The organism is Acidovorax sp. 59, from assembly GCF_002754175.1.
GTDB classification, from domain to species: domain Bacteria; phylum Pseudomonadota; class Gammaproteobacteria; order Burkholderiales; family Burkholderiaceae_C; genus Acidovorax; species Acidovorax delafieldii.
Genome location: NZ_PEET01000001.1, coordinates 2,136,338 through 2,157,763, shown reverse-complemented (window position 1 = coordinate 2,157,763; position 21,426 = coordinate 2,136,338). Strand labels below are relative to the sequence as shown.

At 67.2% G+C, this 21,426-nt stretch carries 15 protein-coding genes; 5 read left to right on the top strand and 10 right to left on the bottom strand.

Annotated elements, in window-relative coordinates; genetic code table 11:
• The first annotated feature begins 32 nt into the window (after positions 1–32).
• Entirely contained in the window at positions 33–635 is a 603-nt protein-coding gene (locus CLU87_RS09695) for an isochorismatase family protein (protein ID WP_099730314.1), read from the top strand.
• An 85-nt stretch (positions 636–720) separates the two neighbouring features.
• On the opposite strand, the gene chrA is transcribed toward CLU87_RS09695, so the two are convergent.
• Positions 721–2,073 carry a chromate efflux transporter gene (gene chrA / locus CLU87_RS09690; RefSeq protein ID WP_099730313.1) on the bottom strand — a complete coding sequence of 451 codons (1,353 nt, stop codon included), beginning with the start codon at positions 2,071–2,073 and terminating at the stop codon, positions 721–723.
• Positions 2,074–2,259: 186 nt separating this feature from the next.
• On the opposite strand from chrA, the gene CLU87_RS09685 reads away from it, so the two are divergent.
• A complete protein-coding gene (locus CLU87_RS09685) occupies positions 2,260–4,161 on the top strand; it encodes a propionate--CoA ligase (protein WP_099730312.1) in 1,902 nt (633 codons plus the stop codon).
• Between the two features lie 25 nt (positions 4,162–4,186).
• Here the strand turns inward: CLU87_RS09685 and CLU87_RS09680 are convergent, their stop codons facing one another.
• From CLU87_RS09680 to CLU87_RS09660, 5 genes are all read right to left on the bottom strand, one after another.
• Complete coding sequence (locus CLU87_RS09680; RefSeq protein ID WP_099730311.1) at positions 4,187–4,633, bottom strand: GNAT family N-acetyltransferase; 447 nt, start codon at positions 4,631–4,633, stop codon at positions 4,187–4,189.
• Between the two features lie 93 nt (positions 4,634–4,726).
• Positions 4,727–8,548, bottom strand: coding sequence for an EAL domain-containing protein (locus CLU87_RS09675; protein ID WP_099730310.1), 3,822 nt, complete (start codon positions 8,546–8,548; stop codon positions 4,727–4,729).
• A 157-nt stretch (positions 8,549–8,705) separates the two neighbouring features.
• A complete protein-coding gene (locus CLU87_RS09670) occupies positions 8,706–9,632 on the bottom strand; it encodes a DMT family transporter (protein ID WP_099730309.1) in 927 nt (308 codons plus the stop codon).
• Positions 9,629–10,180, bottom strand: a complete 552-nt coding sequence (locus CLU87_RS09665; protein WP_099730308.1) for a methylated-DNA--[protein]-cysteine S-methyltransferase — start codon at positions 10,178–10,180, stop codon at positions 9,629–9,631. The genes CLU87_RS09670 and CLU87_RS09665 overlap by 4 nt, the downstream gene beginning before the upstream one ends.
• Before the next feature lie 80 nt (positions 10,181–10,260).
• On the bottom strand, positions 10,261–11,862 hold the full coding sequence (locus CLU87_RS09660) for a DNA-3-methyladenine glycosylase 2 family protein (protein WP_225581181.1): 1,602 nt from the start codon (positions 11,860–11,862) through the stop codon (positions 10,261–10,263).
• 163 nt (positions 11,863–12,025) lie between these two features.
• Here CLU87_RS09660 and CLU87_RS09655 point away from each other — a divergent pair, with 163 nt between their 5' ends.
• The 3 genes from CLU87_RS09655 to CLU87_RS09645 are packed head-to-tail and all read left to right on the top strand — an operon-like array spanning position 12,026 to position 15,584.
• Positions 12,026–13,414, top strand: coding sequence for a phosphomannomutase/phosphoglucomutase (locus CLU87_RS09655; protein WP_099730306.1), 1,389 nt, complete (start codon positions 12,026–12,028; stop codon positions 13,412–13,414).
• Between the two features lie 20 nt (positions 13,415–13,434).
• Positions 13,435–14,214: a carbon-nitrogen hydrolase family protein gene (locus CLU87_RS09650; RefSeq protein WP_099730305.1), complete on the top strand. Its 780-nt coding sequence runs from the start codon at positions 13,435–13,437 to the stop codon at positions 14,212–14,214.
• Positions 14,211–15,584, top strand: a complete 1,374-nt coding sequence (locus CLU87_RS09645) for a 3-deoxy-D-manno-octulosonic acid transferase (RefSeq protein ID WP_099730304.1) — start codon at positions 14,211–14,213, stop codon at positions 15,582–15,584. The genes CLU87_RS09650 and CLU87_RS09645 overlap by 4 nt, the downstream gene beginning before the upstream one ends.
• Before the next feature lie 52 nt (positions 15,585–15,636).
• On the opposite strand, the gene CLU87_RS09640 is transcribed toward CLU87_RS09645, so the two are convergent.
• From CLU87_RS09640 to CLU87_RS09625, 4 genes are all read right to left on the bottom strand, one after another.
• Positions 15,637–16,971 (bottom strand): TolC family outer membrane protein, encoded by a 1,335-nt coding sequence (locus CLU87_RS09640; RefSeq protein WP_099730303.1) that lies wholly within the window; start codon positions 16,969–16,971, stop codon positions 15,637–15,639.
• A gap of 118 nt (positions 16,972–17,089) precedes the next feature.
• Positions 17,090–17,443, bottom strand: a complete 354-nt coding sequence (locus CLU87_RS09635) for a rhodanese-like domain-containing protein (RefSeq protein WP_055401749.1) — start codon at positions 17,441–17,443, stop codon at positions 17,090–17,092.
• A gap of 33 nt (positions 17,444–17,476) precedes the next feature.
• Complete coding sequence (locus CLU87_RS09630) at positions 17,477–18,190, bottom strand: protein-L-isoaspartate O-methyltransferase (RefSeq protein ID WP_099730302.1); 714 nt, start codon at positions 18,188–18,190, stop codon at positions 17,477–17,479.
• 41 nt (positions 18,191–18,231) lie between these two features.
• Positions 18,232–21,414, bottom strand: a complete 3,183-nt coding sequence (locus CLU87_RS09625) for an efflux RND transporter permease subunit (protein ID WP_099730301.1) — start codon at positions 21,412–21,414, stop codon at positions 18,232–18,234.
• Positions 21,415–21,426 lie beyond the last annotated feature (12 nt).

The following is a 21,426-nucleotide window of genomic DNA, read 5'->3' as shown; positions in this document are numbered from 1 at the left end:
AGCGATTCAACGAACACAGAAACGGTCCCACCATGCTGCTTGACGCCACCGAATCCCAACTCGTCCTGGTCGATTACCAGGAGCGCCTGATGCCCGCCATCCACGAAGGCCCCGCCGTGTTGGCCAACGCCCGCCGCCTGGCCGAGATCGCCCGCATGCTGGATGTGCCCGTGTGGGGCACCGAGCAAAACCCCTCGCGACTGGGCGCCAACGACGCCGGGCTGCGCGCCCTGTGCCGGAAGACCCTGGCCAAGATGCACTTCAGCGCCGCTGAAGAAGGCCTGGGCGAATGGCTGCGCCCTCCCGCCAAGCCCCAGGGCGGCAACGCACGCAGCCTGCCCAAGCACCTGCAAAAGCCCGCACCGCTGGCGGCAGAGCGCGGCACCATCGTCATTGCCGGGTGCGAAGCCCATGTCTGCCTGCTGCAGACCGCGCTGGACCTGATCGACGACGAGTTTGAAGTGTGGGTGGTGACCGACGCCTGCGGCTCGCGCACCGAACGCAACCGCGACGCCGCCTTTGACCGCCTGGCCGGCGCAGGCGCCGAGCTGGTGACCACCGAGATGGTGGCGTTTGAATGGCTGGGCAGCTGTGAGCACCCGGCGTTCAAGGACGTGCTCGGGCTGATCAAATAGCGCTTTTCAAGCCAAATTGGCTGCTAGTGCACGATTTTCATGCCCTGGCAGCTATCAAAATAATAGTGATTGATGCAGGTTCCGGTCAGGCGAAGTAGGGCGTTGCCAGCTTGACTGCCAGGCCTACCAGGGCACAGCCGCCCAGCAGCGGCATGACGCCCAGCTTGAAGCGGAACAGTGCCACCAGCGCACCCACGGCGATCACCGCCGACACGGCATCGAAGTGGCCGCCAAATCCTTGTGGCCAAAGCAGGTGGTAGGCAAAAAACAGCGCCAGGTTCAGGATCACGCCCACCACAGCAGCCGTGATGGCTGACAGTGGAGCGGTAAATCCCAGCTTGCCGTGCGTGGCCTCCACCAGCGGGCCGCCTGCCAGGATGAAGATGAATGAGGGCAAAAAGGTCACAAACGTCACCACGGCGGCTGCCGCTGCGGCGCCGGCAAACAGCGCGTCTGCGCCCCACACCTGTTGCAGCCAGCCGCCCACAAAACCCACAAACGCCACCACCATGATCAGTGGGCCGGGCGTGGTCTCGCCCAGGGCCAAGCCGTCAATCATCTGCGGGGCGCTGAGCCACTGGTAGTGTTCTACCGCGCCCTGGTACACATAGGGCAGCACGGCATAGGCGCCGCCAAAGGTGAGCATGGCCGCCTTGGTGAAGAACCAGCCCATCTGCGTGAGCGTGCCGTGCCAGCCCTGCGTGGCCACCAGCAGGCCCATGGCCGCCAGCCACAGCACCAGCCCTGCCAACAATACCTTGACCACGTGGACGCGAGAAAAGCGCGCATGGGCAGGCGTTGGCGTGTCGTCATCGATCAGCGCAGGGCCATAACCCTTGTGGGCGCTGGCATGGCCGCCCCCCAGCGCAAACACGGCGGGCCAGCGTTGCGCGCCAAAGTAGCCGATGAGCCCGGCCGCCAGCACGATGGCGGGGAAGGGCGTGTCGAACGCGAAGATCGCCACAAACGATGCGGCAGCGATGCCCCACATCCAGCCGTTCTTGAGCGCGCGGGTGCCGATGCGGTGCGCGGCATGCAGCACCAGTGCCGTCACGGCGGGCTTGATGCCGTAGAAGATGCCCGCCACCACCGGCACATCGCCAAAACGCAGATACACCCACGACAGCCCGATCAGGATGAACAGCGAGGGCAGCACAAACAGCGCCCCCGCCACGATGCCGCCCCAGGTGCGGTGCATGAGCCAGCCGATGTAGGTGGCCAGCTGCTGCGCCTCGGGGCCAGGCAGCAGCATGCAGTAGTTGAGGGCGTGCAAGAAGCGGTTTTCGCTGATCCAGCGGCGGCGTTCCACCAACTCGGCGTGCATGATGGCGATCTGGCCTGCAGGCCCGCCGAAGCTGATGAGCCCGAGCTTCAGCCAGAACAGAAAGGCGTCGCGGAACGGGACGGACGTGGGGGCAGGGGACGGTGCTGGGTGCATGGTCCGGGAGTGTGACAGGCCGGTATGACGTTTGCCGACATATCAATATGCCTGCTGCATCTGGAGCCATGGATGATGAGGCAGAGGGTTGGCTGCGTCAGTTTGCCGCAAGCCCGTCATGAATAATTATGAATTCAAAACCTGCTGTCCTGGCAGGGCGAGAGAGATGCCGAGGAGACACCCACAATGACCGCACACAGCACCTACGCCGACTTCTACCGCCAGTCCATCGACCACCGAGACACCTTCTGGAGCGAGCAGGCGAAGCTGATCGACTGGAAGACGCCCCCGCAGCAGGTGTGCGACTACAGCAACCCGCCGTTTGCGAAATGGTTTGTGGGCGGCACCACCAATCTGTGCCACAACGCGGTAGACCGGCACCTGGCCACGCGCGCCAGCCAGGCGGCGCTGGTGGCGATATCTACAGAAACCGACACCGAACGCAGCTACAGCTTTGCCGAATTGCATGCCGAGGTGCAGCGCATGGCGGCGGTGCTGCAAGGCCTGGGCGTGAAGAAGGGCGACCGCGTGCTCATCTACATGCCCATGATTGCCGAGGCCGCGTTTGCCATGCTGGCCTGCGTGCGCATTGGCGCTGTGCATTCGGTGGTGTTTGGCGGCTTTGCCTCGGGCTCGCTGGCCTCGCGCATCGAAGATGCCGAGCCGGTGGCCGTGGTCAGCGCCGATGCCGGGTCGCGGGGTGGCAAGGTGGTGCCGTACAAGCCGCTGCTGGACGAAGCCATTGCGTTGTCCAAACACAAGCCCAGCGCCGTGCTGATGGTGAACCGAGGCCTGGCCCCCATGCACCTCCAGGCAGGCCGCGACCACGAATGGGCGCCGCTGCGAGAGCAGCACCTGAACACCGTGGTGCCCTGCGAATGGGTCGAGTCCACCCACCCCAGCTACACGCTGTACACCAGCGGCACCACCGGCAAGCCCAAGGGGGTGCAGCGCGACACCGGCGGCTACACGGTGGCGCTGGCGGCCAGCATGAAGCACATCTTTGACGCCAAGGCGGGCGATGTGTACTTTGCGACCAGCGACATCGGCTGGGTGGTGGGCCACAGCTACATCGTTTACGGCCCGCTGATCGCGGGCATGACCACTATCATGTACGAAGGCCTGCCCACGCGGCCCGATGCGGGCGTGTGGTGGAGCATCGTCGAGAAGTACCAGGTCACGCACATGTTCTCGGCCCCCACGGCGGTGCGGGTGCTCAAGAAGCAGGACCCGGCCTATCTGGCCAAGTACAACGTGAAAAGCCTCAAGGCCCTGTGGCTGGCGGGCGAGCCGCTGGACGAGCCCACGGCCCAGTGGATCAGCGACGCGCTGGCCGTGCCCATCATCGACAACTACTGGCAGACCGAAACCGGCTGGCCCATCCTGACCCTTGCCAACGGCGTGCAGCAGCAGACCACACGCTTCGGCAGCCCCGGCAAAGCCATGTACGGCTATGGCGTGAAGCTGATCGACGAGGCCACGGGCGAAGAACTGACCGGTGCCAACCAGAAGGGTGTGGTCGCCATCGAAGGCCCGCTGCCCCCCGGCTGCATGCAGACGGTCTGGCGCGACGACGCCCGCTTTGTGAACACCTACTGGAAGAGCATCCCCGGCCGCCTCATCTACAGCACGTTTGACTGGGGCATCCGCGATGCCGACGGCTACCACTTCATCCTGGGCCGCACGGACGATGTGATCAACGTGGCCGGCCACCGCCTGGGCACGCGCGAGATCGAGGAGAGCATTGCCTCCCACCCCAACATTGCCGAAGTGGCCGTGGTGGGCGTGGCCGACAGCCTGAAAGGCCAGGTGGCGATGGCGTTTGCCGTGGCGCGTGATGCGTCAGGGCTTACCGATGACGCTGCACGCCTGAAGCTCGAAGGCGAGGTGATGAAGCAGGTGGACCACCAGCTGGGCGCCGTGGCGCGGCCGTCGCGTGTGTACTTTGTGACCGTGCTGCCCAAGACCCGCAGCGGCAAGCTGCTGCGCCGCGCCCTGCAGGCCGTGGCCGAGCGGCGCGACCCGGGCGACCTGACAACGATGGAAGACCCGGCCGCGCTGCAGCAGGTGAAGGACCTGGTGGGCTGAGTTCAGGCCCGCCCGGGCCGGCGGGTCACTGCGGTGGCCTGGCAACAAATGCCTGTTTACCCTGCCGGTCGAACCCCGCCTGCTCGTAAAAGCGCAGGGTGTTTTCGTCCTTGCGGCCCGTCATCAGCATGACCTTGTAGCAGTGCTCTCGCCAGGCATGGGCCAGGGCGTGCTGCAGCAGCGCATGCCCCCAGCCCTGGCCGCGATGGGACGAGTGCGTCACGACGTTCTCGATGACGCCGTAGGGACGGCATGCACGCGTGAGGTTGGGGATGACGGTCAGCGTGCAGGACGAGACCAGCGCACCCTCATCCCACCCACCAAAGTACCGAATGCGTGGGTTGGCGAGCGCCTCGGCCCACACGGTCTGCACCTCGGGTAGTGGGGGCAGCGGGTCGTCTTGCGCGTGCAGGTGGGTGTACAGACTCAGCAGGGGGGCCAGGTCTTCGGCGCTGAGTTCACGGATGTTCAAGGCCAGCCTCCAGGGGGCGAAGAATATGCTTGATTGCTACCAAACTCATAGCTGCTGACGCATACGATACTAGCACCTGGCAAGGTTTTAATGCTACAAAACCGGCCGGTTCCGCTGCCACCCCGCAGGCGGCTGCCAGGTGGGCGTCCAGCCGATGAAATCCTCCAGCGGCATGGGCCGGGCAATGCAGTAGCCCTGCGCCTGCAGGCAGCCCAGCTGCAGCAGCATCTGCCCCTGTTCGACGGTTTCCACCCCTTCGGCGATCACCCGGTAGCCGAACGAGCGTGCCAGGCCGATCACACCCTGCACGATGGCCAGATCCCCCGGGTCGCCCATCATGCCGTGCACAAAGCTCTGATCGATCTTGAGCGTGTCCATGGGCAGGCGGCGCAGGTAGGTCAGCGACGAATAGCCGGTGCCAAAGTCGTCCAGCGCCACCGTCACGCCCATGGCGCGCAGGGCGTTCAGGGTGTCGGCGACGGCGCTCAGGTCGTACAGGGCGGCGCTTTCGGTGATCTCGATCTCGACCAGGTGCGCGGGCACCCGGGGGTGGCGCGCCAGACAGCCGGCCACCCAGTCGGCAAAGTCTGGTTGTTGCAGGTGCTGGGCAGCAATGTTGATGCTCAGCGGCATGGGCATGCCCCGGTCCTGCAGCTGCTCCAGCACCGTGAGCGCGGCCTCGGCCACCCATTCGCCAAAGCCGATCTCCAGATCGGTGCCCTCCAGCAGCGGCAAGAATTCGCCGGGGGACACCAGGCCGCGCTCGGGGTGCTGCCAACGTGAGAGCACTTCGGCGCCCACCACGGTGCCACTGCGCATGTCCACCTTGGGCTGCAGGTACAGGATGAACTGGGCTTGCGCCAGTGCCTCGCGCAGGTAGTGCCCCTGCGCGCGCAGCAGCTGCAGGGCGCGCTCCTGGGCGGCGTCAAACTGGTGGAAGCGGTTGCGCCCCGCCTGCTTGGCGGCATACATGGCCTGGTCGGCATGGCGCAGCAGGGTGTCGGCGTCGGCGTCGTCCTGCGGGAAGATGGTGTAGCCGATGCTGGCCGTGACGACCACGCGCTCGGTGTCCAGCGTGTAGGGGGCCGAAACGCTTTCCATCACGCGTTCCAGCATGCGTTCGCAGTCGCTCACCGAGCCGAGGCCAGGCATAAGGATCACGAACTCGTCGCCACCCAGCCGGGCCACCGTGTCCAGCGGTTGCAGTGCCCGCGTGAGCCGCCCGGCCACCACCACCAGCAAGCGGTCGCCAGCCCCGTGGCCCAGGCGGTCGTTGACGGGCTTGAAGCCGTCCAGGTCGAGGTAGGCCACACCCAGCTGCTTGCCGGTGTCGCGGGCCTGGGCCATGCATTCCTGCAGCTTGCGCGCCAGCAACACCCGGTTGGGCAGGCCGGTGAGGGCGTCGTACAGCGCCAGGCGCTGCAGCATGACCTCCTGCTCGCGCTGGGGGGTCACGTCGATGGCCACACCGAGCATGCGGGCCGGGCGGCCTTGCTCGTCAAAGCCCACGATCTTGCCCAGGTTGCGCACCCAGCGCACTGGCTCGTTGGGCTGGTTCAGCCGCCAGGTGGCGTCAAACGGGGTGCCCAGGTGGGCGGTGTGGCGCGACAGCTCGGTGGTGATGCGGTCGATGTCGTCCGGTGCAATGGCCGTGGTCCATTGCACGGCCGCCGAGGTGTCGCTGGTCACCGGCAGCCCGCGCATGGCACGCCAGCGGCGGTCGCCCGTGACCAGGCCGGTCTGCAGGTCCCAGTCCCACAGGCCCAGCGATGCGGCGGAGATGGTGAGCGACAGCAGGGCCTCGCGTTCACGCACCTGCACCTCGTTGCGCTTGCGGTCAGTGATGTCGTGCACCGAAAACAACCAGCAGGACTCGCCATCGAACTCGGTGGCGCGCATGGACTGCAGCACCGTGCGCCGGGGGCCATTGCGCACGTTCAAGGTCACTTCGTAATCGCTGAGGTGGCCGTTCTGGCTGACCTGCTCCATCAGGCGCTGGCGGTCTTCAGCGGTGAAGATGCCCAGCTCGACGGCGGTGCGGCCGATGGCCTCTTCGCGGGGAATGCCCAGCATCTCGACCCAGGCAGGGTTGAGGTCCACATAGCGGCCATCGCTGCGGTGCGACAGACCCATGGGGTAGGGCATGAGATGGAAGATGCGCGAGAAGCGCTCCTCGGACTGGCGCAGGCGCTGCTCGGCACGCTTGGCTTCGTCGATGTCCTGCATCACGCCGCGCACCCTGACCACGCGGCCGTTCTCTATCACCGGCTCGCCCCGGGCGCGCACCCAAAAAAGATGGCCGTCGGCGTGATAGACCTCCATCTCCATGCTCCACTCAGCGCGTGAACGGATGCTCTGGCGGAACTTTTCGCGCAGCGGCTCGCGGTACTGCGGGGCCACATGGCGGTCGATGTAGTCGCTGGGGGGCGGCTGGTTGGGTGACAGGCCGTGGATGTCAAAACACATGTCCGACCAATACACCAGGCCACGGCCTCGCTCGTCCTCCCATGCGCCCAGCCGGGCCAGTCGGCCGGCTTGCTGCAGCTGGTTGTAGAGCGCCCGAAGTTCGTCGCTGGTGCGTTGGGCTTCGGTCATGTCGTGGAAAACGAAAACAAAGCAGTTTTCGCCATTCACAAGCACAGAGCGTGCCGACATCAGGCCCGGCACCTGCACTCCCTTGCTTTTCGCAACCAGGGGCAGCCGGTCCACCTTGCCTTCTCGCTGGTACGTGTCCAGCAGCCGCTTGCGCTCGTGCTCGTTGGCCCAGATGTGCAGCTCCGACGAGGTGCGGCCCAGGACCTCCTCGCGCGTGAAGCCCAGCAGCTCGCAGAACGCCGGGTTCACATCGATGTAGCGCCCGTCGGCTATGCGGGTGATGCCTGCCGGGTCGGGCAGTGTCTGGTAGAAGGTGGTGTATTTGGCCTCTGCGGACAGCAGGGCCTCCTCGGTCTCGCGGTGGGCGGTGATGTCCACGTCCATGCCGATCAGGCTGGCCGGGCGGCCCTGGGCATCGCGCCGGGCGACGGTGCCACGGGACATCAGCCAGCGCCACCGCCCCTGGGTGTCCATCACGCGGAACTCGGCCTCGTAGCTTTCCTCCAGCCCGTCCATGGCACGGGTTAGCTTGGCGGCATTGCGTTCAGCGTCCAGCGGGTGGCGCCGTGCGTACCAGCGCTGCCAGAGGTCGGGCGACTGCAAGTCGGCACTGGTAATGCCGTAGGCCTCGTAAAACCGGCCATCACAGAAAAACCGGCGTTCGACCACATCCCATTCCCAGCGGCCGCCGCCCAGGGCGTCCAGCGCCAGGCGCAGCTGGTGCTCCTGCTGGCCCAGCGTCTGCTGGATCTCGTTGCGCGCCAGCTCGGCGCGGGCCCGGCTGGCAATCACCAGCCAGCCAATCCCGAGCATCAGCACGCCCGCGCCGTGGTGCCAGTGCATGTTGCTGGCGCCTTCAGGGGCCGTGCTGGTGGCCGTTGTGACCAGCGAAACCACGAGCGGCAGTGTGAGGGTCAGTCCGGCCAGTGGCGCCCAGTCGGGCCAGGCCCAGCGCTGGCCCAGGCTGCGCCACGTCCAGCCGGTAGCCAGCGCGCCGCCCAGAACGGTGGTGGCGGGCCAGACGGCCGAGGTGTCTGTCCAGAGCGCGGCCTGCAAGGCCAGCAGGGCGGTGATGGCCGCCGCCGGCACGCCAAAAAACAGCGCCACGAACGCCGTGGCGGTGGGGTAGGCCACGATATGGAGCTCCGGCGCATTCCATCGCAGCGCCTCGAAAGCTGCGATGGAGACCAGCCCGCCAGCCACACCGAGCAGGATCAGGGTGCGCCGGGACGGGTGCAGAGACTCCTGCGGCGACAGCCAGACCGGCACCAGCAGCAGCAGCATGAGGGCAGTGCCCGCCAGCAGCGTGTTGTTACCCATGGTGTTTTCCTTGGGTGGTCTGGTCGCTGAAGCGGGCGGCTGCGGGTCTGAAAAGTGGCGAACAAGCCAAAAGAAGGAGCGGGTGCATGTCGCGACCTGTGCCGCATGTGGCCTTGCTCAGAAGGCATGCACCCGATAAAAAAACCATCCGCCAAGTTTAGGCCTGTTCTGAGGTGGGCCGGGCGGGCCGCAGCGTCCTGATAAGTCCGGTTGACAACAAGGTGCCGCACACGATCACCAGCGCGCAGCCCACCATCCACGGCGTGATGGTCTCGCCCAGGAACAGCGTGCCATACAGCACGGCGAACACCGGGGTGATGAAGGTCACGGCCAGCGCGCGGCTGGGGCCCGCGTGTTCGATCAGGCGAAAGTACAGGATGTAGGCAATGCCGGTGCACAGCACGGCAATGGCCAGGATGGCCGCCCAGGCGCGTACACCGGGCATCTGCGCCGGCCACAGCCACAGCGTGGGCAAGGCCAGGCCCAGCGCGGCACCCAGCTGGCTGCCTGCGGCCGTGGCCAGCGGCGGCAGCCCCGTGAGGTGGCGCCGCGCAAAACTGGCCGACACGCCATAGAACGCCGACGCGAGCAGGCAGGCCGCAATCGCCCAGTGGGCGTGGTCGGTCTTGAACCCGGTGCCGGCGGGTGCGCGCCAGGCCAGCAGGGCCACGCCCACAAAACCCAGGGCCAGCCCCACCCAGCGCAGGCGGTTGATGCGGTCGCCCAGCCACACCCAGGCGATCAGCGCACCAAAGAGCGGCACCGTGGCGTTGAGGATCGAGGTCAGGCCCGTGGCGATGTGCAGCACCGCCCAGGAAAACAGCGAGAACGGAATCGCCGAATTGATGACCCCCGCAAACAGGATGGGCCGCCAGTGCTGGCGCAGCGCAGGCCAGTGGCCCTGGCGCAGCATGATGGGCCACAGGAACACCGTGGCCAACGCCACCCGCAGGCCGGCGGTGGGCAGGGGACCAAAGTCGGACGCGCCCAGGCGCATGAACAGGAACGACGCGCCCCAGAGTGCGGCCAGCAGGATGAATTCGCCGATCCAGGTGGAGACGGGCCGGGTGGCGGGGCTGTTCATGCGGTGGCTTTCATGGGATGGGCTGCGGCGGCCAAAAGGGGTGCATTCTCCAGCGTCAGCAAAGCCCTCTTGCGATCGAGGCCGCCTGCATAGCCCGTCAGGCTGCCATCGGCACCCAGCACACGGTGGCAGGGCACCACCACGCTCAGTGGGTTGCGACCCACGGCGGCACCCACGGCCCGCACGGCGCTGGGGTTGCCCAGCTGGCGGCCCAGCGTGCCGTAGCTGATGGTCTGGCCCCGGCCAATCTGCAGCAGCGCGCGCCACACCGATTGCTGGAATGCCGTGCCCCCCGACAGGTCCAGCGGCAGGTCGAAATGCTGGCGCTGCCCGCCCAGGTATTGCTGCAGCTGGTGGGCGGCTTCTTGCAGCACAGGATGGTCGCCAGGGGCCAACGCCCAGGCCTCGGAACCGTGCAAGTAGGCGCTGGGCTCGTGGCGCTGGCCTTCAAACCAGACGCCCGACAAGCCGTTGGGGGAAGCGGCCAGCCGCACGGGCCCCAGCGGGGTGTCGGCCCGTGCCTGCACGGTGAAAGCGTGGAACTGCATGCTGAGAGGTCTTGAAAGAGTGATAGAGGCCGTTTTGGGGCGAAATTGGCACCATGCGCTAGTGTTTATTGCCTGGTTTGCTACTGTTTTGATAGTGTTTGAGCATCTGTAGGCTGAGCCGCTCCGGCACTGCTGCCACCGGCAGCCCATGCGCGCAGCACCGCGTAGCTGCGCCAGGGGCGCCAGGCTTGCGAGGCCTCTTGCGCGGCGCGTGCGGGGTTCTTGTGCTGCTGCACCCCCAGCGCCTTGTGCAGCGCCACGTCCCCCGCCGGGAAGGCGTCGGGCCAGCGCAGCACCCGCATGGCGATGTACTGCGCCGTCCAGTCACCAATGCCGGGCAGGGCGCACAGGGCGGCAGTGGTGCTCGGCACGTCGGCACCCGCGTGCAGGGGCAGGGCGCTGCTGTCCACCGCGCGGGCCAGCGCCACGATCGCCGCTTGACGCTGGCGCACGATGCCCAGCTGGCCCAGCGTGTCGCCATCGGCGCAGGCCAGGGTGGCTGCGGTGGGAAACAGCCGGTGCAGCCCGGGCCAGGGCGTGGCGATGGGTTCACCCAGCCGCTCCACCAGCCGCTGGCCCAGCGTGCGCGCGGCCGCCACGGTGATCTGCTGGCCCAGCACGGCGCGCACGGCCAGCTCAAAGCCGTCAAACGCTCCGGGCACACGCAGGCCATCACCGTCCGGAAAGCGCGGGTGCAGCACGGCGTTGATGGCCGCGGGGTCGGCGTCCAGGTCGAGCATGGCGCGCACGCGGCGGATGACGAGCGGCAGCACGGGGTACAGGCTGTCGCTGGTCTGCAGCAGCACCTGGTGGCGCGCCAGGTCAAAACGGGCACTCAGCCAGCCGGTGGTCTCCTGCGGCAGGCCGGTGCAGGTCCTGGCCAGCCGCACGGTGCGGCGCAGGCCGGGGCCGTCCACACCATGCACCACGCACTCCACGCCATGGAACTGCCGCTTTTCAAAAAAGGCCAGCAACGCCGCCACGTCCAGTGGCGGGCGCCACGCCAGGCGCACAGCGCTGGTGCGCCCCGCGCCCGATGCGGCGCTGCCACCCCCGTTGCGCCGCAGCTGGGTGGGGTTGAGCCCGTAATGCCCCACAAAGGCGGCATTGAAGCGGCGCACGCTGGCGAACCCGCTGGCCAGTGCGACCTGCGTCACGGGCATGGCGGTGTCGGTGAGCAGCTGCTTGGCCGTGAGCAACCGCCGTGTCTGCAGATATTGCAGCGGCGATACGCCCAGGGCCGCCTCAAAAATGCGGCGCAGATGCCGGTCGCTCACGCCCAGTCGCTCGGCCAGGCGGGCCACGGTGGCGCTGCCCTCGCCGGGTGCGGCCGGTGTGGGCCAGAGGTCGGGCGCGTCCAGCAGGCGCACGGCTTGCTGCACCAGAATGCCGCTGGCGTCCTGCACCGACCACACCATCGCCTGGGGGGCCAGCTCCGGCCGGCAGCGCAGGCAGGGGCGAAACCCGGCGCTTTCGGCCTGCGCCGCCAGCGCAAAAAACCGGCAGTTCTCGCGCCGGGGTGTGCGCACGGCGCAGACGGGGCGGCAGTAGATGCCGGTGGAGGTCACTCCGGTGAAAAAATGCCCGTCAAACCGCGCGTCGCGCGCCTGCAGCGCCAGGTAGCGGCCTTCGTCGGATGCCACATCCGTGGCGGTGTACGAGGGGGGGGCGGTCGGGGTCATGGGCCAGATCATAGGAGCCTGGCTTCGCACCACTAGCCGTTTTCGGACCTGTGCCTTTGGCAAGGGCAGGGCGCACGCCTGAGGCATCGACTGACAAACACCCCCAGGGCCGCCGCCTACAATGCAGCGGACTTTTCAACCCCATCACGAAAGGCCCCCCTGCGTGCAACCGACCCCCGCCATCTTCAAAGCCTATGACATCCGCGGCATCGTGCCGTCCGCCCTGAACGAAGACGTGGCCCTGGGCCTGGGCCGGGCCTTTGGCACCGCAGCACGTGCGGAAGGGCAGACCACCGTGGCGGTGGGGCGCGATGGGCGCCTGTCCGGCCCCGCCATGTCGGCGGCGCTGATCCGGGGGCTGGTGGAGGCGGGCATCGAGGTGATCGACGTGGGCCTGGTCACCACGCCGCTGCTCTACTTTGCGGCCAGCACGCTGTGCACCAGTGGTATCCAGGTCACCGGCAGCCACAACCCCAAGGACTACAACGGCTTCAAGATGGTGCTGAACGGCCGCGCCATCTATGGTGATGAGATCCAGGGCCTGCGCCGCACCATGGAGCAGGAAAGCTGGCAGTTGGTGGCCGGTGGCTCGGTCCGCCACGTGGATGTGCTGCCCGCGTACCGCGAACGCATTGTGGGTGACGTGAAGCTGGCCCGGCCGCTCAAGATCGTGGTGGACTGCGGCAACGGCATTGCCGGCGCGTCGGCCCCGGCCATCTTCCGTGCGCTGGGCTGCGAGGTGATCGAGCTGTTCTCGGAGGTGGACGGCAACTTCCCCAACCACCACCCCGACCCGAGCAAACCTGAAAACTTGCGTGACCTGATCGATGCCCTGAAGGCCAGCGATGCCGAACTGGGCCTGGCCTTTGACGGCGACGGCGACCGCCTGGGCATTGTGACCAAGGACGGCACCAACATCTTCCCCGACCGCCAGATGATGCTGTTTGCGCAAGACGTGCTTTCGCGCGTGCCCGGCGGCGACATCATCTTCGACGTGAAGTGCACCCAGCGCCTGGCGCCCGCCATTGCAGCGGCCGGTGGCGTGCCGGTGATGTTCAAGACCGGCCACTCGCTGATCAAGGCCCGCATGAAGGAGGCGAACTCTCCCCTGGGTGGCGAGATGAGCGGCCACATCTTCTTCAAGGAACGCTGGTACGGCTTTGACGACGGCACCTATGCCGGCTGCCGCCTGCTGGAGATCCTGAGCCGCAGCAGCGACCCGAGCGCCGTGCTGAACGCGCTGCCCACCAGCTTCTCGACCCCTGAGCTGAACGTGGCCTGTGCCGAGGGCGAGCCGCACCGCCTGACGGCCGAGCTGCAGGCCCTGGCCGCAGAAACCTTTGCCGCGCCCGCCGCCATCAGCAGCATCGATGGCTTGCGCGTGGACTGGCCCGATGGCTTTGGCTTGATCCGCGCCAGCAACACCACCCCCGTGCTGGTGCTGCGCTTTGAGGGCCACACGCCCGAAGCCCTGGCCCGCATCGAGGCCGCCATGCTGGCGCTGCTGCACCGGGTCAAGCCCGACGCCCATGTGGGCGCAGCCAGCCACTGATATTGCCTGCCGCACGCCCGATGCTGTCGCTCTCCACCCCTTTGTGTGTCGCTGCCGCCCAGACGCCGTCGGCGCCGGGCGACTTGGAGCGCAATCTGCAAACGCACCTGGCCTGCGTGCGGGCTGCCGCCCACCAGGGCGTGCAACTGCTGCAGTTCCCGGAGCTGTCGCTCATGGGCTATGAGCCCGCGCTCATGGCAGACCATGTACTGACGGCCGACCACCCCGTGCTGCTGGCCCTGCGCCAGGCCGCCCAAAGCCATGGCATGGCCCTGGTGGTGGGTGCTCCGGCTGAGCCTGTGGAGCAGGGCGCATTGCCCGCCATTGGTGCCTGGCTGCTGGGGCCGGACGGCAGCGTGGCGCTGTACCGCAAGCGCCATCTGCACGACAGCGAAGAGCAATTTGCCAGCGCGGGCACGGACGACGCGCAGGTGCAACTGGTGGCCGGCGAGCCCACGGCACTGGCTGTGTGCGCCGACATCACCCATTCCGAGCATGCCCAGGCGGCCCGTGGGGCGGGCGCGGCCCTGTATGCGGCGGGCGTGCTGATCTCCGAAAAGGCCTATGCGGCCGAATCGGCCATGCTGGAAGGCTACGCGCGCGACCACGACATGGCCGTACTCGCGGCCAACTACAGCGGCACGTCCGGTGGCTACGTGAGTGCGGGGCGCAGCGCCTTCTGGGCGCCCGGTGGCCGCTGTGTGGTGGCGGCGCCGGGTGACGCGCCCTCCATCGTCTGGGCACAGCGCAGCGACAGCGGCTGGGCGGGTGGTGTGCTGAGCCTGTCTGTGCCCGCATGAACGCCGCGCGGGCCCTGTATTCGCTGCTGACCTGGAGCGCGCAGCCGCTGCTGCGCCGCAAGCTGCGCCGCCGTGCAGTGGCCGAGCCGGGCTACGCCTACGCGGTGGGAGAGCGCTTTGGCCGCTACCCGGCACCCATCGACAGCCTGATGCCCCATAGCAGCACCGACCCGCTGGGGCGGTTTGTGTGGGTGCATGCCGTGTCGCTGGGCGAAACCCGGGCCGCCGCCATCTTGCTGGCCCAGTTGCGTGAACAGCTGCCGGGCATGCGCCTGTTGCTCACCCACGGCACTGCCACAGGGCGGGCCGAGGGCGAAAAGCTGCTGCTGCCCGGCGACGTGCAGGTGTGGCAGCCCTGGGACACGCCGGGCGCCGTGGGTCGGTTTTTGCGCAAGTTCCGCCCGGCCATCGGCATCCTGATGGAAACCGAGGTGTGGCCCAACCTGGTCGCGGGCTGCCGGCAGCGGCGCATTCCGCTGGTGCTGGCCAATGCGCGCTTCAACGAGATATCGCTGCGCAAGGCGCAGCGCCTGTCAGCCCTGGCACGTCCTGCGTATGGCGGCCTGACGGCAGTCTGGGCCCAGACGCAGGAAGACGCCACGCGGCTCGCGGCCATAGGCGCGCCGGTGCGTGGTGTGCTGGGCAACCTCAAGTTTGACGTGGTGCCCGACGCACAGCTGCTGGAGCGGGGCCGCAAGTGGCGCGCGCGCACCGGCCGCCCGGTGGTCTTGCTGGCCAGCAGCCGCGAGGGCGAGGAGGCCATGTGGCTGGAGCAGATCCAGAAAATATGGCAAAAATCGCCCCAAGCGCTAGTGGATCATGCCTTGGCAGCTATCAATAGTGAAGCATCTGGCGACGATCTTCCCCCCGTGCAATGGCTCATCGTGCCGCGCCACCCGCAGCGGTTTGACGAGGTCCACCAGCTGCTGCAGCGGGCCGGCCTGTCGGTGTCGCGCCGCAGCACCTGGGCGGCGGCACCTGCGGCCGCTGACGTGTGGCTGGGGGACTCGATCGGCGAAATGGCGTTGTATTACGGCCTGGCCGATGTGGCTTTGCTGGGCGGGAGTTTCGCCCCACTGGGCGGCCAGAACCTGATCGAGGCCGCTGCCTGCGGTTGCCCCGTGGTGCTGGGCCCGCACACCTTCAACTTTGCCGAGGCGGCCGAACTGGCGTGCGCGGCGGGGGCAGCACAGCGGGTGCCCGACCTGGCACAAGGAATGGCACAGGCTGCAGCGCTGGCGGGGGACGCCCGCGCCCATGAACAGGCCAGCGAGCGGGCCACCCGGTTCGCGGCCACGCACCGAGGGGCTGCGCAGGCCACGGCGCGTGCGATTGTGGCGCTGGTGCAGCCCGAGGGCGGCCTGCACTAGGCTTCAGCAATTCATGCACGGGATGCACCCCGGCGCGGGGTGCAAGGCCCCATTACTTGGCCAGCAGTGCGTTGACCGCTTCGATGTCCTGCTGCGACAGCGTGCCCGCCGCCTGGCGCAGCTTGAGCCCGCCCAGCAGCACGTTGTAGCGGGCCTGGGCCAGGTCACGCTTGGTCTGGTAGAGCTGGCTTTGGGCGTTGAGCACGTCGATGTTGATGCGCACACCCACTTGGTAGCCCAGCTTGTTGGCGTCCAGCGCGCTCTGGCTGGAGGCTTCGGCCGCTTCCAGGGCCTGCACCTGGCCTTGGCCAGACTGCACGCCATAGAACGCGGCGCGCGTGGCCTGGGCCACGTTGCGGCGCGCGGTTTCGAGGTCGGCCTCGGCCTTGGTTTCGAGGGCCAGGGTTTCCTTCACGCGGTTTTGCACGGCAAAGCCTGCAAACAGGGGGAGGTTTAGTGCCACGCCCACGCTGGCGGCATTGCTGCGGGCCGTGACGCCGGGCGAGGTGATGGTGCCGTGCAGGTTGCGCGTGACGTTGTAGCCCGCCTGCAGGTCCACCGTGGGCAGGTGACCGGTTTCGGCTTTTTTGGTCTCCAGCCGCGCAATGTCCAGCGCAATGGCGGCCTGGCGCACGCCGGGCTGCTGGTCGCGGGCGGTGTCCACCCAGGTGGCAAGGTTGTCCGGCACTACGCCGGGCAGTTGCACCGGCAGTGCCAGGGGCTGCGGCTTGGTGCCGGCGATGCCGACCAGCTGGTCCAGCGCCAGGCGCTTGACGCGCAGATCGTTCTCGGCGGCGATCTCCTGGGCAATCACCAGGTCGTAGCGGGCCTGGGCTTCACGCGAATCGGTCACCGTGGTGGTGCCGACCTCGAAATTGCGCTTGGCGGCGGCCAGTTGCTCGGACACGGCGGCCTTCTGGGCCTGCACAAAGGTGAGGGTGTCTTGCGCAGCCAGCACGTCGAAGTAGGCCTGGCTCACCCGCACCAGCAGGTCTTGGGTGGCGGCATCCAGCTGGGCCTGGGCCACGTCCACGCCGCGTTGGCCTTGTTCCAGCGTGATGCGATTGGCAGGCCGGTACAGCGGCTGGGAGGCATTGACCCCCACGGTCTGTGCCGTGCCGGTGTTCTCGATCTTGGGTTTGCTCAGCTCCACGTTGGAGCGGGTGAGGCCACCGGTGAGTGCGGCGGAAGGCAGCAGGCCGGCGCGGGCCTGGTCGGCCTTGCGGGCTGCGGCGTCCAGTTGCGCACGCGCCGACTGCCAGGCCGTGTCATAGGTGCGGGCCGATTCCACCAGTTGCAGCAGGCTTTGGGCCTGGGCTGGCGCACACAGCGCTGCGCCCAGCGCCAGGGGCAGGATGGACAGGGACAGGGGCCTAAACGGTGTCATTGGGGGGTCCTTCGGAAGAGTCTGCGAATCGAATCGGGGTGAGCAGCGGCGGGCAGCACTGGGGCATGGGTGCGGCAAGTGCGGTCCATCAACAACGGTCCATCAACCACAAAGGGCGTCAGTAGCGCGGCACCGCCGGATCGCTTTCGTGCGACCAGGCGTCAATACCGCCGGTGATGTTGGCCAGATGCTCGAACCCGTGGTGCTGCAAGAACGAGGCCACGCGCAGGCTGCGGGCGCCGTGGTGGCACAGGCAGGCAATAGGGCGTTGCGCCTGGCGGGCGGGCTCCAGCTCGGCCAGCCGCGCGGGCAACTCGCCCATGGGGATGGCCACCAGCTCAAACCCGTCGGCGCGCACGCTGGCGGTCTGCAGCTCCCAGGGCTCACGCACGTCCAGCACCAGGGGCTGGCTGCCTTCAGGTGCAGCGGCAAACCAGGCAGACAGCTGGGCGGGGCGGACGTGATCGATCATGCAAAACTCCGAAGGCAACCGAAGGGCAGGGGGTCAGAACGTGAAGCCAGAGGGCTCGGGGAAGTTCACCAGGCGCGGCGCGATGGTGTCCCAGGGCGATGTGGTCTCAAAGCGGTCGCCGGTGCGGCGGGTCAGGGTGAAACGCATCACGGGCTCGCCACCCACGATGGCGCCCAGGCGGCCCCCATCGCGCAGCAGGGGCAGCAGGTGGCTGGGCACCTCGGCCACGGAGCCGCTGAGCACAATCACGTCGAACGGGCCGTCAGGGATGGCATCGCGGGCACCGTCGCCCTGGCGCACGTCGGCGTTCTGCACGCCCGCATCGCGCAGGTTCTCGCGGGCCATTTCAGCCAGCTCGGGGTGGATTTCGAGGGACACCACACGTTCGGCACGGGCGGCCAGCAGGGCGGCCATGTAGCCCGAGCCGGCGCCGATTTCGAGCACGCGGTCGGTGGGCAAAATGCGCAGGTCTTGCAGGATGCGCGCTTCCACGCGGGGCTGCAGCATGCTGTGGCCTTTGCGCACGGCTTCTTCAGCGTCATTGCCCAGCAGCGGGACTTCAATGTCCATGAAGGCCATGCTGCGGTAGGCCGGGGGCACAAAGTCTTCGCGGCGCACCACGGCCAGCAGGTCCAGCACGTCGGCATCGAGCACGTTCCAGGGGCGGATCTGCTGCTCGATCATGTTGTAGCGGGCCTGGGCGATGGGATCGCTGATGTTGGCGGACGTGTTCAGGGGCAGGTTCATGGGATTTCTCCGTGGGGCAGATGCAAGGCCGATCAGGGCGATCAGGACAAACCTTCGATTTTAGGCGCTGCCGGGGCGCGTCCCATCTTGCGAAGCGCCCACTGGGCCAAGTCGTCCATGTAGCAATACACCACCGGCACCACCACCAGGGTCAAGAGAGAAGAGGTAATGACCCCGCCGATCACGGCCTGGCCCATGGGCGCGCGCTGCTCGGACCCTTCGGACAACGCGAACGCCAATGGCACCATGCCAAAAATCATGGCCAGCGTGGTCATGAGGATGGGGCGCAGCCGCACCCGGGCGGCCAGCAGCAGCGCGTCAGCGCGGGGTAGGCCGGGTACGGTCTGGCCCTGGTCATTCACGTGTTCCTCGCGGGCACGGATCGCAAAGTCCACCAGCAGGATGGCGTTCTTGGTCACCAGCCCCATCAGCATGACCACGCCGATGATGGAGAACATCGACAGCGTGGAGCGGAACATCAGCAGCGCCAGCACCACACCGATCAGCGTGAGTGGCAGCGAGGTCATGAGCGCCAGCGGCTGCAGGAAGCTCTTGAACTGGCTCGCCAGGATCATGTAGATGAAGATGATGGCCATGGCCAGTGCCGAGATGGCATAGCCAAACGATTCGGCCATGTTCTTGGTGGAGCCGCCAAACTGGTAGCGGTAACCCGGCGGGAAGGTCACGGTCTCCAGCGCCTTCTTGATGTCGTTCGACACTTCACCGGCCGAGCGTTGGGACACGTTGGCGTTCACCGCCACTTCGCGGGTCAGGTCGCGGCGGTTGATCTGGTTGGCGCCGGTGGATTCGGTGACGCTGGCGACCTGGTTCAGGCGCACGATGCGGGTCGTACCATCGGTGGCGGCCAGGGCAAAGGGCAGGCGCTCCAGGTCGGCCGGGGTGGTGCGCGCCTCGGGCGCCAGGCGCACATTCACGTCATAGGTCTGGTCGTCGGGCGCACGCCAGTTGCCCACCGTGGTACCTGCCACCAGCGTGCGCAGCGAGGCCGCCATGGGCGCCACCGACAGGCCCAGGTCCGACGCCACTTCACGCTTCACATCCAGCGCAATCACGGGCTTGTCAGGCTTGGCGCTGGTGTCCAGGTCCACCAGGCCGGGAATGTCGCGGATCTTCTCGGTGACGATTTTGGTCAGGCGCTCCAGTTCGCGCAGGTCGGGCCCCTGCAGCGAGAACTCCACCTGCTTCTGGCCGCCCACCGCGTCCAGCAGGCCCACATGGGTCACGGTGATGCCGGGCACGGTCTTGAGGCGCTCGCGCAGCACGTCGGACATCTGGTCCACGCTGCGGCTGCGGTCCTTGCGGTCTACAAGCCGCACGTAGATGCTGGCGTACATCTTGCCCTGGGCGTTGCCGGTGTTGATGGTGGCCAGTGTGTAGCGCACTTCCGGCATCTCGCGCAGGATGCCTTCCACCTGCCTGGCCTTGGTCTCGGTGGCCTCGAGCGACGAACCCACGGGGGTGTAGAAATTGAGGGAGGTCTCTGAAAAATCGGCCTTGGGCACAAACTCGGTGCCCAGCAGCGGCACCATGACCACGCTCAGCACGAACACCGCCAGGGCGATGACCATGGTGGCCAGTTTGTGCACCAGCGACCACCGCAGGATGTGCTGATAGCCCTCTGCCAGCGCATCGGTGGCGCAGTCAAACCAGCCGGTGACGCGGCCAATGGTCTTGTCATAGAAGGTGACGGGCGCCGTCTTTTGGCCGTGCGCATGAATGCTCGGGTCGTGCCAGATGCTCGACAGCATCGGGTCGAGCGTGAAGCTCACAAACATCGAAATCATCACCGCCGCGACGATGGTGATGCCGAACTCGTGGAAGAACTTGCCGATGATCCCGCCCATGAAGCCGATGGGCATGAACACTGCCACGATGGACAGCGTGGTGGCCAGCACCGCCAGGCCGATCTCCTGCGTGCCGTCCATGGCGGCCGCGTAGGCGCCTTTGCCCATCTGCACGTGGCGCACGATGTTCTCGCGCACCACGATGGCGTCGTCGATCAGCAGCCCCACGCACAGGCTCAGCGCCATGAGCGTGATCATATTGATGGTGAAGCCAAACATGTTCATGAACAGGAACGTGCCGATCAGCGCGATGGGCAGCGTCAACCCGGTGATCACGGTGGAGCGCCAGGAGTTCAGGAACAGAAAGACGATGAGCACCGTGAGGATGGCCCCCTCGATCAGCGTCTGGCGCACGTTGTTGACCGCCACGCGGATCGGGCGGGCGCTATCGCCAATGGTTTCGAGCCGCACCCCGGGTGGCAGCTGGTTCTTCAGTTCCACCACGGCGGCGTTCAGGCCATCGACCACCTCAATGGTGTTCTCGCCCTGCGACTTTTGCACCGACAGCAGCAGCGTGCGCTGGCCGTTGTAGAGCGCCAGGCTTTCCACTTCCTGCGCGCCGTCGTTGACGCGGGCCACCTGGTCCAGGCGCACCGGCGCCCCGTTCTTGCGGGCCACGATGATCTTGCCGAAATCCTCGGGCCGCTCCATGCGCGCGTCGATCTGCACCACGCGCTCCTGCGCCAGCGAGCGGATTGCACCCACGGGAAGGTCCTGGTTCTCGTTGCGCACGGCATTGGCCACCTGGTCGGGTGTCACGCCAAAGGCTTCCAGGGCCTGCGGGTTGAGGTAGATGTTGATTTCGCGCTTGGTCGCTCCCACCAGGTTCACCGCGCCCACGCCGCGCACGTTTTCCAGGCGCTTCTTCAGGATCTGCTCGGCCCAGGTGGTCAGTTCCACCGCGCTGCGACCCGATTTTTCGTCGGGCAACACGGCCAGCGACCATACGGCGCGGCTGGCGGGGTCAAAGCGTAGCACGCGTGGCTCCTTGACCTCGGTGCGCAGCAAGGGACGCACGGTGGCGACCTTTTCGCGCACATCCTCGGCGGCCTTGCGGCCGTCGATGTGGAGCTGGAACTCGATGATGACAACCGCCGTGCCCTCATAGCTGCGCGAGGTGAGGGCGTTGATGCCCGCAATCGAGTTGACACCTTCCTCGATCTTCTTGGTGACCTCGCTCTCGACGATTTCAGGCGACGCGCCGGGGTAGTCCACGGTGACCACCACCACCGGGAAGTCGATGTTGGGAAACTGATCGACCTTGAGGCGCTGGTACGAGAACAGGCCCAGCACGACGATGGCGAGCATCACCATCGTGGCGAACACGGGGTTTTTAAGACTGACTTTGGTGAACCACATGGCGCGTCCGCT

What these genes read in the sequence shown, in the direction of transcription:
- CLU87_RS09665 (WP_099730308.1), bottom strand. Translation starts at nt 10,180, where the DNA reads ATGCAGTTCCACGCTTTCACCGTGCAGGCACGGGCCGACACCCCGCTG.
- CLU87_RS09645 (WP_099730304.1), top strand. Translation starts at nt 14,211, where the DNA reads ATGAACGCCGCGCGGGCCCTGTATTCGCTGCTGACCTGGAGCGCGCAG.
- CLU87_RS09635 (WP_055401749.1), bottom strand. Translation starts at nt 17,443, where the DNA reads ATGATCGATCACGTCCGCCCCGCCCAGCTGTCTGCCTGGTTTGCCGCT.
- CLU87_RS09675 (WP_099730310.1), bottom strand. Translation starts at nt 8,548, where the DNA reads ATGGGTAACAACACGCTGCTGGCGGGCACTGCCCTCATGCTGCTGCTG.
- CLU87_RS09685 (WP_099730312.1), top strand. Translation starts at nt 2,260, where the DNA reads ATGACCGCACACAGCACCTACGCCGACTTCTACCGCCAGTCCATCGAC.
- CLU87_RS09660 (WP_225581181.1), bottom strand. Translation starts at nt 11,862, where the DNA reads ATGACCCCGACCGCCCCCCCCTCGTACACCGCCACGGATGTGGCATCC.
- CLU87_RS09625 (WP_099730301.1), bottom strand. Translation starts at nt 21,414, where the DNA reads ATGTGGTTCACCAAAGTCAGTCTTAAAAACCCCGTGTTCGCCACGATG.
- chrA (WP_099730313.1), bottom strand. Translation starts at nt 2,073, where the DNA reads ATGCACCCAGCACCGTCCCCTGCCCCCACGTCCGTCCCGTTCCGCGAC.
- CLU87_RS09640 (WP_099730303.1), bottom strand. Translation starts at nt 16,971, where the DNA reads ATGACACCGTTTAGGCCCCTGTCCCTGTCCATCCTGCCCCTGGCGCTG.
- CLU87_RS09630 (WP_099730302.1), bottom strand. Translation starts at nt 18,190, where the DNA reads ATGAACCTGCCCCTGAACACGTCCGCCAACATCAGCGATCCCATCGCC.
- CLU87_RS09670 (WP_099730309.1), bottom strand. Translation starts at nt 9,632, where the DNA reads ATGAACAGCCCCGCCACCCGGCCCGTCTCCACCTGGATCGGCGAATTC.
- CLU87_RS09650 (WP_099730305.1), top strand. Translation starts at nt 13,435, where the DNA reads ATGCTGTCGCTCTCCACCCCTTTGTGTGTCGCTGCCGCCCAGACGCCG.
- CLU87_RS09695 (WP_099730314.1), top strand. Translation starts at nt 33, where the DNA reads ATGCTGCTTGACGCCACCGAATCCCAACTCGTCCTGGTCGATTACCAG.